At 65.8% G+C, this 13,709-nt stretch carries 11 protein-coding genes; 7 read left to right on the top strand and 4 right to left on the bottom strand.

Annotated features, from left to right (window positions below):
• Positions 1-111: 111 nt before the first annotated feature.
• Positions 112-819: an NUDIX hydrolase gene (locus HAP48_RS44220; RefSeq protein WP_166206047.1), complete on the top strand. Its 708-nt coding sequence runs from the start codon at positions 112-114 to the stop codon at positions 817-819.
• Positions 820-950: 131 nt separating this feature from the next.
• Positions 951-2,663 carry an EF-hand domain-containing protein gene (locus HAP48_RS44215; protein ID WP_166206045.1) on the top strand — a complete coding sequence of 571 codons (1,713 nt, stop codon included), beginning with the start codon at positions 951-953 and terminating at the stop codon, positions 2,661-2,663.
• Here HAP48_RS44215 and HAP48_RS44210 read toward each other — a convergent pair whose 3' ends face one another.
• Positions 2,664-3,659: a phosphotransferase gene (locus HAP48_RS44210; RefSeq protein WP_166206043.1), complete on the bottom strand. Its 996-nt coding sequence runs from the start codon at positions 3,657-3,659 to the stop codon at positions 2,664-2,666.
• Between the two features lie 127 nt (positions 3,660-3,786).
• On the opposite strand from HAP48_RS44210, the gene HAP48_RS44205 reads away from it, so the two are divergent.
• The 4 genes from HAP48_RS44205 to HAP48_RS44190 all read left to right on the top strand — a co-directional run bounded on the left by HAP48_RS44205 (position 3,787) and on the right by HAP48_RS44190 (position 7,402).
• Positions 3,787-4,272, top strand: coding sequence for a copper chaperone PCu(A)C (locus tag HAP48_RS44205; RefSeq protein WP_224496830.1), 486 nt, complete (start codon positions 3,787-3,789; stop codon positions 4,270-4,272).
• Between the two features lie 120 nt (positions 4,273-4,392).
• On the top strand, positions 4,393-6,165 hold the full coding sequence (locus HAP48_RS44200) for a PQQ-dependent dehydrogenase, methanol/ethanol family (RefSeq protein WP_224496829.1): 1,773 nt from the start codon (positions 4,393-4,395) through the stop codon (positions 6,163-6,165).
• Positions 6,166-6,233: 68 nt separating this feature from the next.
• Positions 6,234-6,776: a c-type cytochrome gene (locus HAP48_RS44195; protein WP_166206041.1), complete on the top strand. Its 543-nt coding sequence runs from the start codon at positions 6,234-6,236 to the stop codon at positions 6,774-6,776.
• Complete coding sequence (locus HAP48_RS44190; protein ID WP_166206039.1) at positions 6,773-7,402, top strand: hypothetical protein; 630 nt, start codon at positions 6,773-6,775, stop codon at positions 7,400-7,402. Before HAP48_RS44195 ends, HAP48_RS44190 begins: the two co-directional genes overlap by 4 nt.
• 6 nt (positions 7,403-7,408) lie before the next feature.
• Here the strand turns inward: HAP48_RS44190 and HAP48_RS44185 are convergent, their stop codons facing one another.
• Positions 7,409-8,347, bottom strand: coding sequence for an IclR family transcriptional regulator (locus HAP48_RS44185; RefSeq protein ID WP_166206037.1), 939 nt, complete (start codon positions 8,345-8,347; stop codon positions 7,409-7,411).
• Between the two features lie 305 nt (positions 8,348-8,652).
• On the opposite strand from HAP48_RS44185, the gene HAP48_RS44180 reads away from it, so the two are divergent.
• A complete protein-coding gene (locus tag HAP48_RS44180; protein ID WP_166215699.1) occupies positions 8,653-10,431 on the top strand; it encodes an acyl-CoA dehydrogenase family protein in 1,779 nt (592 codons plus the stop codon).
• A 20-nt stretch (positions 10,432-10,451) separates the two neighbouring features.
• Here HAP48_RS44180 and HAP48_RS44175 read toward each other — a convergent pair whose 3' ends face one another.
• Positions 10,452-12,155: a bifunctional protein-serine/threonine kinase/phosphatase gene (locus HAP48_RS44175; RefSeq protein ID WP_166206034.1), complete on the bottom strand. Its 1,704-nt coding sequence runs from the start codon at positions 12,153-12,155 to the stop codon at positions 10,452-10,454.
• A 33-nt stretch (positions 12,156-12,188) separates the two neighbouring features.
• Positions 12,189-13,448, bottom strand: a complete 1,260-nt coding sequence (locus tag HAP48_RS44170; protein ID WP_166206031.1) for a nitrate/nitrite transporter — start codon at positions 13,446-13,448, stop codon at positions 12,189-12,191.
• Positions 13,449-13,709: the final 261 nt, after the last annotated feature.

Genomic DNA, 13,709 nt, shown 5'->3' with positions numbered 1-13,709 from the left:
CAAGCCGGGCGCGAAAAGGTTCACGCCACCAGAGCGTTTTCGAGCGAAGTGGACACCGGTTCGCGTGAAGAAAACGCGTCAAGACGAGAAGCTCTAGAGGAGCGGGAGAGCATGCCCGAGAAGCCCGATCTCGACTTTCCGCGGCCGCTGACGACGGTCGACGTCGTCATCTTCGCCATCCGGTCGGACGCGCTTCAGGTCCTCTTGGTTCAACGCCCAAGAGCGGAAACCGAGCCGTTCCCAGGGTCGTGGGCGTTGCCCGGCGGCTTCGTCGATATCGCCGGCGATCGCGACCTCGAAGCCTGCGCGGCGCGCAAGCTGAAGGACAAGACCGGCGTCGTCAGTCCGCATCTCGAACAGCTCGGCAGCTGGGGCAGCGCCACGCGGGATCCGCGCGGCTGGTCTGCGACGCACGCCTATTTCGCATTGCTGGGTGAGCACGCCACGGGCGGCGCGCTGGCCGCGGATGCGCAGTGGTTCGCGGTCGAGGGCGAGAAGGTGCGGCCGAAGCTTGCCTTCGACCATGCCGAGATCCTGCAGGTTGCGATCCAGCGCCTGCGCAGCAAGGTCGAGTACACCTCGCTGCCGGCCTATCTGATGCCGCCGGAATTCACGCTGCCGGAATTGCAGCACACCTTTGAGATCGTGCTCGACCGCCCGCTGGAGAAGAGCGCGTTCCGCACCCGCATGCTCGCCGCCGACCTGATCGAGCCGGTTGCGAAAATGCGCAAGGGGCCAAACCGGCCGGCGCAGCTCTACCGGCTGAAGAAGTCCAAGGCCCCGGTGTTCTTCGCGCGGACCTTCAACCCGCCGGGTTGACGATCTTCCGCGACGCTCTGCCTGCGTTGCAACCGCAGGGTCGCTGCAATCCGGACAATTTGAAGCAATCCGGGACGGCAAATTTAATGCGTCTGCGCCACATCGTTCAACCTGGAATAGTGGAGTACGAAATGCGGTTGCGGTTGGTTCGCCTTCTGGGCGCTTCGGCGATGTGTCTTGGCGTTTTCTCTGCGCCGGCCAGCGCCAATTCGGAATGGATCATCAACAGGATGGGCGGCGCGATGCGTGCGGACGTGACCTGGGAGCAGGTCAGGTCGCAGATGCTGGCTGCGTTCTATCAGAGCAATCCGGACGAGCGCGGGGTCACCGCGCAAGGCATCGACGATCTGCGCAAGATAGCGGCGGCGCAGCGGCGCTTGCAGGTCGTTACGCAGATGCTGGCTTACGATCTCGATGGTGACGGAGCGGTCACGAAGGCGGAGATCATCACGGTGATGCAGCCACGGGCGCGGCAAATGATCCACGCCAACGGGGTGCAGCTCGAGCCAACGCCGGAGCAGGTTCGTCTGCAGCTCGACAGGCTTGTCAGTGAGGTGCTCAAGCTGGACGCCGACCAGGATGGCGTCATCAGCGCCGCAGAAATCCGGCAGGAAGGCCAGCGGCAGGCCGATCAGGCCAACGTCAGCTGGCAGCAAAACGCGGCACAGTACGTGCCGATGACGCTCGATGCGAACGGAGATGGAGCCGTCTCTCTCGCCGAATACGAAGCGGCCGTGCGCGAGCAATTTGCCGCGATCGACCAGGATCGCGATGGCCGCATATCCGCCAGCGAATTCGCGGATTTCGGCAAGCGCCTGAACGAGGCCCGACAGGCGGCGCAGCGCGCGCGGGAGATTCAGCTCCGGAAACAGCAGCTGCAAACTGCCGTAGCGGGATGCGATGTGCCCGCCGTCCCGCGCGAGGCGCGTCTCATTCTCCTGGGGGCGCAGGAAGGCAAGGCGCTGTCGAACGCCTGGATCGGCAACCAGGACCGGGTGACCTATGTGACGACTGTCGAGATCGCGCCCGGACCCGAACCGATCTATCTCGCGCTGGCGAGCGGCGGCGCGATGATCTGGGATATCGTTGGGGCGACCGAACGCATCGCCGGCATCGTGGCCGATGCCGACGTGACCGTCGACAAGTCGGGCGACGCGCGTCTGCAACGGTTCGCGCCCGTGAACGGTGTGGGACCGCAGCGCGGCGGCAAGCCGCTTGTCGGCATCATGGGCGTGCCGCGCGAAAAGGTCCACTTCACCGCGCACAGTGGATGCCTGGTGCCGGCGACCGACGCAACGATGAAGGATGGTCGCGCCGAAGAGATCGCGGCGCTGCTGTTCGGACGCGCCGTGGATGAGACCGGCGGCGAGCAGAGCGCGGGGACCTTCCGTGTCCCGGCGGCGCGGCATTTTGCGGACCGGCCGGTTCGCAACGCGATCCAGTTGCCGACGGAAGGCCTTGGCGAATTGTTGTGGCGCGACGTGCGGGTGGATTATCCGGCAGGAATTGCGCAGATCGACGTTGAGGCGGTGATCTCGGCGCATCCGGTCGACCATCATTCCGTACTGCCAGGCCGCGCCGGCCTCGCGGAACTGGTCGACACCGGCGCGCTCATGGTCACCGGGATGAGCCGCGGCGTTCGGATCAACGGTGGCGACTTCAAGCCGTTCACGGTGCCCGACAAGTTCAGGATCTCCAAGAAGCTCAGGCTTCCTGCCGGTGCGCGCGGAACCTTTACCTTGCCGTCCCAGGTGCCGCCGCCCGACGGCGATCTGAGCGCAACCTGCGTGCTTGCGGAGCCGGAGATGAAGCCGGTCAGCGGCTCGCGCACGAATTGCAGCTAGTCAAACCGAAAGATCGAAGCCGGGCGTTGCGATGTTCGTCAAGAACGAGGCAAGGAACATCTTCCCGAGCACGTGCTTGGCTGCCGGCGTGCCGGCCTTGATCCGGCCGGCGCTTGTGGCCTCCGCGAACTCGGCCAGCGTCGGCGCCGCAAGGCTCGTGTCGGGTGTGGTGCGCGGGGCGGTGGCGGATGCGCTGAGCAGCACGCCGGCGTAATAGAGACGGGTGAGGGCGCGGACGTGCGCGAGCCGGGCGCGCAGCGCGTCGTCCAGCGGACAGCCGCGCCAGGCACGATGCAGAATGTCTTGCAGTTCCGGCGTCTGTGCGAGGCTGTCGCCGACAACAGCGAGATCGACCAGCGGATCGGTGCGATAGGCGGACTCCCAGTCGATCATCCAGAGCCTGACGCCGTCGAACAGGATGTTGGCGGCAAGCGGGTCGTTGTGGCTCGCGACCGAGTTGGCGTCATCCCAGACATAGGTCGCGCGGATGCGTTCGAGATGGTCATTGTAGCGGTCGAGCACACCGGGTGCGAACAGACCGGTGCGGCCAACATGGGCCCAGAGCCGGGCCACGATGTCGGGATAGCGCACGAAGGACGGAAAGGTCGGCGTCGCCTGCAGGCGCGCCAGCAATTCGCCGAGCGCCTTCGCCAGCGCCGGCAGGCCGCCGGGATAGCGGCCGAGCGGCTGCCGCTGCACGAAATCCATCACCGCGACGCGCGACGTCTCGTTGGCATAATAAAGGCGCGGCGCGATGCCGGCCTCGGCGGCAATCCTGAGCGAAACATATTGATACGGATTGCGCAGCGGGCTCGGTACCCCTTCGATCCGTAGCAAATAATTCCAGCCGCCCGCATCGATCCGGAACAACTGCGCTGACGTGGCGCCGCCCGAGACAGATGTAACGGCGTCGATCGTTGCCGTGCCGATCACTTCACGCAGTGCGGCATGCGCCGCTTCGCGCTGCACAGGCGGAAATGTATCGAGATCACTCATGCACAAAGAACTAGCATGACGGCTATGCGTGCTGAAATCGCATTGATGCAGCGTTCTCGATCTATTGCTGGCAGCGCGCGACGAAGCATGAAACAGTGCCGCAAAAATCATATCGGGAGAGAACTTGATGTCGTTCGAGCGGGGGTTGCATTGCGCCGTTGCGTGCAAGACCGTTAAGTGCAGATCATGGATCGCGTTGCCATTATTCTGCCTGATCAGCACGTTCGGAGTGATGCATCGCGCCGCCGCTAGCGAATCCTTGCAGATTGTGGACGCGCGCGTACCGGCGGCCGACAAAGAAGGTGGGGACCTTCCCTTGACGATGACGATCAAGAACGAGGCCGACAGCGCCGATGCGCTGCTGCGTGTCCGCTGCCCGGTCGCGAATTTTTCCGAGCGTCACATTGTCGATCGCGGCGAGGGCGCGCCTGCGATGCGCTCGATATCCAATATACCAGTTCCGGCCAAGGGCACGCTCGAGCTGAAGCGCGACGGCTATCACGTCATGCTGTTGCAGTTGCGTCAGGCGCTCGCTCCCGGCGAGACGTTCAAATGCGCGATCGTCTTTCAGAAGGCAGGCACAATCGAGACGGAGGTGCTGGTCCAGAAGTGACCACGGGAAGGCGGCGGGTGAGACTGTCACCTGTCGGGACTCAAGGCTTCTCGCGCGATCGCCCGTATGTGACGGGCGGTTCGATCAATGAAGAATGCTAGATCCGGAGGAAATGAACTTATGACAAGGTTGAATTGGGTTAAATCGCACATGCTCGCGGCGGCAGTAGCATCCGCTGCGACCTTCGCGGGCTCTTTCGCGCTCGCCGATGATGTCAACCAGGAGCGTCTGCTCAATGCCGACAAGGAAGCCGGCAACTGGCTGCACCACCACAAGAACTACTCGGCGACGCGGTTCTCGTCGCTGGCGGATATCAACAAGGACAACGTCAAGAACCTCAAGGTCGCCTGGACCATGCATCTCGGCGGCGTCGAGGGCGGCGGAATCTGGTCGCATGGCGGCCTGGAGGGAACTCCGATCGTCGAGAACGGATTCATGTACGTCACCGACGGCTGGGGTTCGGTCTACAAGATCGATGCTCACGGCGGCAAAGGCGTGCTGGTCTGGAAGATGGATCCCAAGACCGACCACGACTGGGCCGGCGCGGTCGCCTGCTGCGGCGTCGACAATCGCGGCGTCGCGCTGTGGGATAACCTCGTCGTCTCGCACACGCTCGACGGCCGCCTGATCGCGACCAACAAGGAGACCGGACAGGTTGCCTGGCAGCGTCAGGTCGCCGATCCCGACAAGGGCGAAGTCATCACCGGCGCACCGCTGATCGTCAAGGGAATGGCGATCACGGGTGTGGCCGGCGCCGAATACGGCATTCGCGGCTGGATCGCCGCGACCGATCTGAAGAGCCAGAAGGAAGTCTGGCGCACCCACACCATCCCGGGCAAGGACGAGCCCGGTCACGAGACCTGGAAGGACGACAAGAACGCCAAGGCGAGCGGCGGTGGATCGACCTGGGTCACCGGCAGCTTCGACCCCTCGACCAACACCATCGTCTGGGGCGTCGGCAATCCCGGACCGGACTGGGATAATGAATACCGGCCCGGCGACAACCTCTACACCGACTCTTCGCTTGGTCTCGATGCCGACACCGGCAAGATCAAGTGGCACTACCAGCACACGCCGAACGATCCCTACGACTATGACAGCGTGGCGGAGAACGTGCTGGTCGACGTCCCCGGTCCGAACAACACGACGCTCAAGCTCGCGCTCGAGGCCGACCGCAACGGCTTTGCCTATGCGATCGACCGCAACAGCGGCAAGTTCGTCTGGGGTCTGCCCTTCGTCAAGAAGGTGACCTGGACCAAGGGTCTCGATCCCGAGTCCGGCAAGCCGGTAGAGTATGATCCGAAGCAGGGCGTGCAGAAGTATAACGCGTCGGTCACGCCGAGCCGCACCAACAAGGAAACGGACATCTGCCCCGGCAACATGGGCGGCAAGAACTGGCCGCCGACCGCGTATAATCCGAACCTGAAGCTCTGGTACATCCCGGTGATCGAGAGCTGCAACCGGATCAAGGTCGAGGAGATGACGCCGGACAAGGTGAAGGCGCGCGAGTTCTTCACCGGCGGCGGGCCGAGCCAGCCGTTCAAGATCACGGGCAGCGTGACCGCGATCGACGTCACCACCGGCAAGGTGGCAGGGAAGGCGGAGACGGAATTCCCGAACCTCGGCGGCATCCTGGCGACGCCCGACCTGGTGTTCTCCGGACAGCCGTCCGGCGAGGTGATCGCCTATGACGCAAAGTCGCTGCAGAAGCTCTGGGAGTTCAACACCGGCGGTGGCGTCAACGCGCCCCCGATGACGTTCTCGGTGGACGGCAAGCAGTATGTCGCGATCCTGGTCGGCCTCGGCGGTGCCTGGGACAAGTGGTTCATCGATGCCACGCCCGAGCTGAAGCGGATTCAGCCGGGCTCGATGCTCTACGTGTTCGCCCTTTGACGTCGCACGCGCGGGAGGCTTCGGTGAGAGGCCTCCCGCGTCACTTTTGATCCAGAGAACCAAAACAAATGAAGCAAGGATGGCTGGTTGGCGCGTGGCTCGGCTGCGCGCTGGTGATGGGATGTATCGGTACGGCGCATGCGCAGTCGGCGAGCGATCCGACCGATGCCGGCAAGGCGGTGTTCAAGCGCGGCAATTGCATCGGCTGCCACAAATGGCACGGCAATGGCGGCGGCGGCTATGGCGGCGACGCTCTGTCGCTGCGCAAGACCGAGCTGACGCGCGAGCAGATCATCGAGACCGTGACGTGCGGGCGGCCGGGCACCGGCATGCCGTTCTTCGTGCGCGGCTCCTACGACACCACGAAATGCTACGAGATGACCCGGCAGGACGTCGCGGACCGCATGCCGCCCGAGGCGAATGTGTTCCTGCGGCCGAACGAGATCGAGGCCGTCGCCGATTACGTGCTCGCGCACGTCAAGGGCAAGGGCGAGCCGAGCTATGACGAGTGCATCACCTTCTTCGGTGACGGCTCGCGGGTCTGCAACGTCTACAAGGACGCCGGCCACGCCGCCGCGCCGTCCGACCAGAGCGAGAAGGCAAAGCCATGAGCAAGCAACGATCGGCAATCCGTGGCCTCGTCTTCGCCGCCACCGTCACCGCAGCCGTGCCGGCGATGGCGACCGCGGGCGACCTGCGCGACATCAATGTCGGAATGGCCATCAGTAGCGTGCCGGACGCCGGCTACATCAACCTGACCTGCGCCGGGGAGAAGACCACGCACAGATTGGCTGAATGGGCGCAGTGGTCGAATTGCCCGGCCGGGCCGGACCAGCTCCGCGGCATCCGCTTCGAGTATGATAGCGAGACCGCGCGGGAAGGCACCATGGTCGCCGGCCATCCGGCGATCCTGACCGTCATGATCGATCAGGACGCCAAGATCGCGGCGCTGACGATCGAGACCGATCCGAAGGCGCGGCTCTATCTGCGCAAGAAGGCCTTCCTGCTCGGCCTGCAGGCGAGGTCGCGCTACGGCGAAGACGGCTGGAGCTGCTCGAACGCGCAGCCGGCCGGCGGCAAGCAGGAGGTCGGTGGCGTCTTCGTCGACGAGACCTGCAGCAAGACCACCGATGGCCGCACAGTCGTGATCGAGCGTCACCTCTATCGCGAGCCGAACAAGGAATTGAAGGATATGACCGACGAGACCCGGATCACGATCCGCCGCGCCGGGTCGTGAGTGATCTCAGGTCTCGATCGGTGGCGCGTCGATGTCGATCTGCGGCAGCAGGCCGGGCGACTGCCGCTCGACCAGCTCGCGCATCTTGCCGATGATCGCCCTGGCGTCCGCGGAGACGATCGCGCTTGGGCCGGCGACCGTGATGACAAGCGGAGGCGTCCGGTCGGTATCGGTCAGCCGCATTGCGATTGCGCTGAGACCAGGCGTTCCCATGTCGCGCGTATAGGCAAAACCCTGGCGGCGGATCGTCGCCAGCGCATGCTGGATATCCGGAATGCGGACCGCCGATGACGGCGCTTCCTCGGCGTTGATCCGCTGCACGATCCGCCGCGCATCCTCGTCGTTCATCAGGCTGAGAAACACCCGGCCCGGGGTCGAATGGGTCAACAGCCGCCGCGCGCCGGGCTCAAGATAATAGCGCACCGGCGTCGTTCCCTGCAGCACGCGGATGTACTGGCTGTAGAGCTGGTTGCGCGCCACCACGAAGGTCGTCAGCCGCGTTGCCTCGTGCAGCTCGCGCGTGATGGCATCGAGCGTTGCGCCCGGCAGCCGCTCGCTCGTGAGCCAGCCGCCGAGCAGGGCGACGCGGACCGTCGGCAGATAGCTGCGCGCCTGCCGGTCATGCACGAGATAACCGAGCTCGACGAGGCTCTTCAGCAGCGCCGACGTGCTCGACGGCGGGTAGTTCAGCCGCCGCGCGATCTCGGTCATCGCCGCCGGCCGCTCGATCTCGGCGAAATATTCGAAGATGCGGAGCACGCGGTGCGCCGACTTCACGACGGACGGATCGGGGCTGCCGTCGGCGGCCCGAAACAATTCGTCATGCCGGTTGGCCTCGATCACCGTCGCCGCGGGATCGTCGAGTTGCGCGCGCACCCGCTCGGCGACGATGCGCCTGCGGCCCCGCCGCGACGGGGGCTGGGTGTCGGAGCGCGCTCCCTTCATCTGCTGCCGTTCGTGTCCTTCACAGCGCCAAACGGGTGCGCTGCAACATTAGTGTTGTCGCCTTCTGCTGTCGAATGTGCCGCGAAACCGGCGGAGGTCAATAGTCCGCGGTGCAGCATCAACCTGACGTGCGATCCGCGCGCGGACGGCATTTCCTCCACGTATCTGAAATTATTCTCGCATGGGGGGCAGGTGGTGGACATCGCCGCGGTGGTTCTCGATGTTGCAGACAGACCGGGGATGACATCCCGCACACCGGCAAGGCTGATGCGACGTCATCCCAAGCAAGGAGAGCCCCGATGCAGATGAGCGCGCGCGATCTTCGCAGCCCCGACGATGCTGCAAATCCGGCCGATCCCGCCCGCCACATCTCGCATGATTGCGCAGGCCTCAATTTCTACGATCTCGATCGCGGCTTGCGCGGCCTTCTCAATCTGTATCTGTCGCGCGAGGATCGCGAGAAACTGGAGCCGCATTTCCACCGCCTTGGCGAGCTGGCGGGAGGCAGGCTCGACCAGCTGGCGCGGATCGCCGACAAGCATGCGCCGGTGCTCAATCCGCGGGACGCTTACGGCCGCGACGAGGACTGGATTGACTATCACCCGGCGTATCGCGAGATGGAGGCGATCGCCTTCGCCGATTTCCAGTTTCATGCGATGAGCCATCGCGCCGGCGTGCTCGGCATGGATCGGCCGCTGCCGGCCGTTGCCAAGTACGTGTTTCAGTATCTGTTCGTGCAATCCGAGTTCGGGCTGATGTGCCCGATCAGCGTCACCGACACCTCGACGCATCTGATCCGCAAGTTCGGCTCCGACGAGCTCAAGGCCTATCTGCTGCCGAAGATGCTGTCCGACGACATGGCGACCTTGTGGAAGGGCACGCAGTTCATGACCGAGCGCGCCGGCGGCTCCGACGTCGGCGCGGTCGAGACCGTCGCGCGCCGCGACGGCGACGTTTGGCGCCTGACCGGCGACAAATGGTTCTGCTCCCATGCCGATGCCGACGTCGCGCTGATGCTGGCGCGGCCGGAAGGCGGGCCTGACGGCACCAGGGGGCTCGCGCTGTTCGCGCTGCCGCGCCGCCTGAAGGACGGACGGCGCAACAGCTACCGGATCGTCCGCCTCAAGGACAAGCTCGGCACCAAATCGATGGCGTCAGGCGAGATCCGGCTCGACAATGCGGTGGCCTATCTGGTCGGTGATCCCGAGCAGGGCCTCAAGCAGATGATGGAGCAGGTCAACCTGTCGCGGCTGTCGCACGGCGTGCGCGCCGCGGCCTTGATGCGGCGTTGCGTCAACGAGGCCAAGGTCAGCGCCTCGTCGCGGGCGGCGTTCGGCCAGCGCGTGATCGATTTCCCGCTGCTGCGCCGGCAGCTGATGAAGCTGATCGTGCCTACCGAGCAGGCGCTGTCGATGATGCTGGTGGCCGCGCGCGCGATGGACGACGCCAATGCCGGCTCGGCAGAGGCGACGGACCTGCTACGCATCCTGACGCCGCTCCTGAAGTACCGCGCCTGCCGCGACAACATTCCGGTCGCCACCGGCGCCATGGAGGTGCGCGGCGGCAACGGCTACATCGAGGAGTGGGTGCAGCCGCGGCTGGTGCGCGACGCCCATGTCGGCGTGCTCTGGGAAGGCACCAGCAACATCAACGCGCTCGACATCATCACGCGCGCCGTCGGCAAGAGCGGCGCGCAGCGGGCGCTGGCCGCGGCCCTGCATGCGCGCCTCGACGAGGCCAAGGCCTTGCCGGAGCCGTTCCGCGACCGCCTCCGCACAGCGCTCGACCGCGCGATCGGCTTCGCCGAGCAGGTGGCAGCCGATCGTGCCGCGGAGCATGCGGCGCGGCTTGCGGCCAGTGCGCTCTACCATGCCGCGTCGGCGATCGTTCTGGCCTGGGAAGGCGGCCAGGCGGAGGTCGATGCACGGCGGCTGTTGCTATCGCGCTTCGTGCTCGATCATCGCCTCACCGCGAAGGACCCGCTGGCGCCGGCCGACGACGCATGGGAACGCGACGCCATCGCGCTGGTGCTTGGGGACGAAGCCTTGCCGCTCGCGCAGGCGGCCAAGCTGCTGGTTGCTTGATCGCCCTGTCTTGGCGCTGATTAGTGCCGCGCCAGCAGCACCACGACGATCACGGCCAGGATGGCGCACAGCACTTTCCAGAACGTCACGGGATCGCGGTCGTGCAGCGATTTCCGGGTCGTGACGGCGGGGCCGGCCCAGGTCGCGCCGTTCTCCAGCTCGTGCGCGAACTCGATGGCGTCGCCGAAGCGCTGTGCCGGCTCGACGCTGAGCGCCTTGCCGATCACGGCATCGAGCCAGGCCGGCAAATCGGGGCGGTAGCGCGACAGCGGCGCTGGCTTGCCGAAGCGCGGGCGCGAGAACGGCTCGATCTCGCCGAACGGATAGTTCGCGGTGAACATCCGGTAGACGGTGACGCCGAGCGCGAACAGGTCGGACGCTTCATCGCCCGCCTTGCCGCCGAACAGCTCGGGCGCCATGTAGCTCGCGGTGCCCGGAATGTCCTCGGCCGGAAAATCCTCCAGCAGTGGCACCCGCGCGACCCCGAGATCGACCAGCCGCAAGCCGCCGTCCTTCAGCAGGATCACATTGTCCGGCTTGATGTCGCGATGGATGATGCCGGCGCGATGCAGCGCCGTCACCGCGCGCACCAGCTTGGTGGCAATCCCGATCCCTTCAGTCAGCGACAGCCGCGGTGCCCGATTGAGTCGCTGCTCCAGCGTCTCGCCGTCATAGAGCGGCATCGCGGAATAGAGCCGGGTCCGCCGTTCCGCCGGCACCTCGATGATCTCGCCGATCCACAGGCTGCGCACCCGCGCGGCGACCCACGCCTCGCGGACGAAGGCGAGGCGATAGGAGCCCTCGCTGGCGACCCGCGGATGCGGAAATTTCAGCACGACCTCGCGGCCGGCGCGCTTGTCGATCGCCCTGAACAGGCGGCTGTAGCGGCCGTCGGACAGCACGTCGCCGAGCGCGAAATCGTCGACGATGTCGCCGCTTTCCGGCAGATCGCCGATTTGCAGCGTTGCGATCGAGTGGGTGAGCTCGTCACGATCCGCCGGCGGCAGGTCGACGACGTCGAGCACCAGCGCGGTGGTGTTGTCGCTGCTGCCGGCCGCGAGTGCGGCCTCGACGATGGCGCCTGCCGATTCCTCCGGCGGCGTGCGCTCCTCCAGCAAATGCAGAAGGCGGGAATCGCCGAGCGCGCCGTGCACCCCGTCGCTGCAGATCAGAAGGCGGTCATGTTGCCGCAGCCCGACCGAGGTGTAGTCGAAGCGGGCGAACTCCTCGAACCCGATGGCGCGGTTGAGCAGGTGCGCGAGATCGCCGCGGCCGGCGATATGATCCTGCGTCAGCCGCTCCAGGCGTCCATCGCTCAGGCGGTAGACGCGGGTGTCGCCGATATGGATCACATGGCACTGCCGCCGTGACAGGACGACGGAGGAAAACGCGCACGCCATGCCGCTGCGCGCGGCATCGACGCGCCCCTGACCGTAGATCCAGCTGTTGGTGGCTTCGAGCGCCCGCGCGGCGCGGCGGCGGACACCGAGCGTCTCGGGCAGGCAATAATAGGCGTCGATGAAGCTGCGGACGGCGACCTCCGCGGCCTCGCGTCCGCCCTTGTGGCCACCGACGCCGTCGGCGACGGCCGCGACGACGTCGCGGTGCAGCGTGCCCGGCGTGCCGAAGCACGCCGCGACATAGTCCTCATTGGCGGCGCGCTTGCCGATCTCGCTGGCGAAGCCGAGCCGAACTCCCAATTCCCGTTGCGAGCCGTTCGCCACGTCCGTGCCCCGTCATCTCGCGGGGGCGGGCGGTCAGACGCGCGCTCCCGACGCCGCGCCCCAGGTGGTGCGCCAGCGGACCTTGACCATGGCAAGTCCGATGAAGCCAAGCAACGCCAGCACGCCGAAGAACAGGAAGCCGGCGCCGAAGCTGCCGGTCATGCCCTTGGCGGTGCCGAGCGTTTGCGCCAGGAAGAAGCCGCCGACGCCGCCGGCGCAGCCGACGAGCCCGGTCATCAGGCCGATCTCGTGCCGGAAGCGCAGCGGGATCAGCTGGAACACCGCGCCGTTGCCCATGCCGAGCGCCAGCACGCCGATCGAGAACAGCAGCACCGAGGTCCAGGCAATGCGCGGCAGCTCGGTCAGCGACCAGCCGGCCTGCGTCGGCGCGGTGGGCCCCTCCGGCATGAACGCGATCACGAGATAGGCCGCGACCACGACCCCGAACAGGATCGACAGCGAGCGGATGCCGCCGATGCGGTCGGCGATCATACCGCCGACGGGACGAAATCCCGAGCCGAACGCGACGATCAGCGCCACCAGCATGCCCGCGGCAACGCCCGAGACATGATACTGCACCGTGAAGTACAGCGGCAACGCGTTGGCGAGGCCGACGAAGCCGCCGAAGGTGATGAAGTAGAAGAACATGAACCAGCGGCTGTCGGAATCCTTCAGCAGCGCGCCATAGGCCTTCAGCGAGATCGGCTTGCGCTCACCCGGCGCGTCCTTGGCCGCCATGATGTAATATGTCAGCACCATCAGCATCGGAAGCAACAGGCAGCCGAACACGGCCTGCCAGCCCCAATGCTCCGCGATCGTGGGCGCGAGCAGGGTGTCGAGCACGACGCCCATATTGCCGGCGCCGGCAATCCCCATCACGACGCCCTGATATTGCGGCGGATACCAGCGGCTGGCCTGCGGCAGCGCCACGGCGAACGAGGCGCCGCCGACGCCGAGCGCCAGGCCGAACAGCTCGATCGCGAACTTGCTGTGCAGTCCGAACTGCCAGACCGACACGGTCGCGGCGATCACGACGAGCTGGGCAATGATGCCGGTGCGCTTGGCGCCGATGACGTCGGCGAGAATGCCCATCGGCACGCGCAACAATGCTCCGGCGAGCACGGGAATGGCGACCAGGGTGAACTTCTCGTTCACCGCCAGATTCATGTCGTGCGCGATGTAGACGATCAGCGGGCCGAGCGCGACCCACGCCATGAAACTGATATCGAAGTACAGGAATGCGGCGAGCAGCGTCGGCCAGTGACCTGCCTTCTTGAATTCAGCGAACTTCATTGGCAACGACCTCGCAATGATGCGGCCGGAGCAGCCGCATTCTCGCGGTCAGTTCCGGCGCAAACAGTCATGATATGGATGAAAAGGCGAGCGCACTCGTCGTTGAGACGCGCCTGGTTGACGAATGTTCAGCAATAACCGTGCCATCGAATCGCATGCGGACGCTTCGTCAGCGATCGCAAGGCGTTGCCGCTGTGCCGGCGATCGCGTGTGAAGGCTCCGCTTGACGCCGCTGACGGCAAGTGCCGCCGCGCAAACGCG

The organism is Bradyrhizobium septentrionale, from assembly GCF_011516645.4.
Taxonomy (GTDB): domain Bacteria; phylum Pseudomonadota; class Alphaproteobacteria; order Rhizobiales; family Xanthobacteraceae; genus Bradyrhizobium; species Bradyrhizobium septentrionale.
Note: the sequence above shows the minus strand (reverse complement) of the source record. Positions and strands in the feature narration are given on the sequence as shown.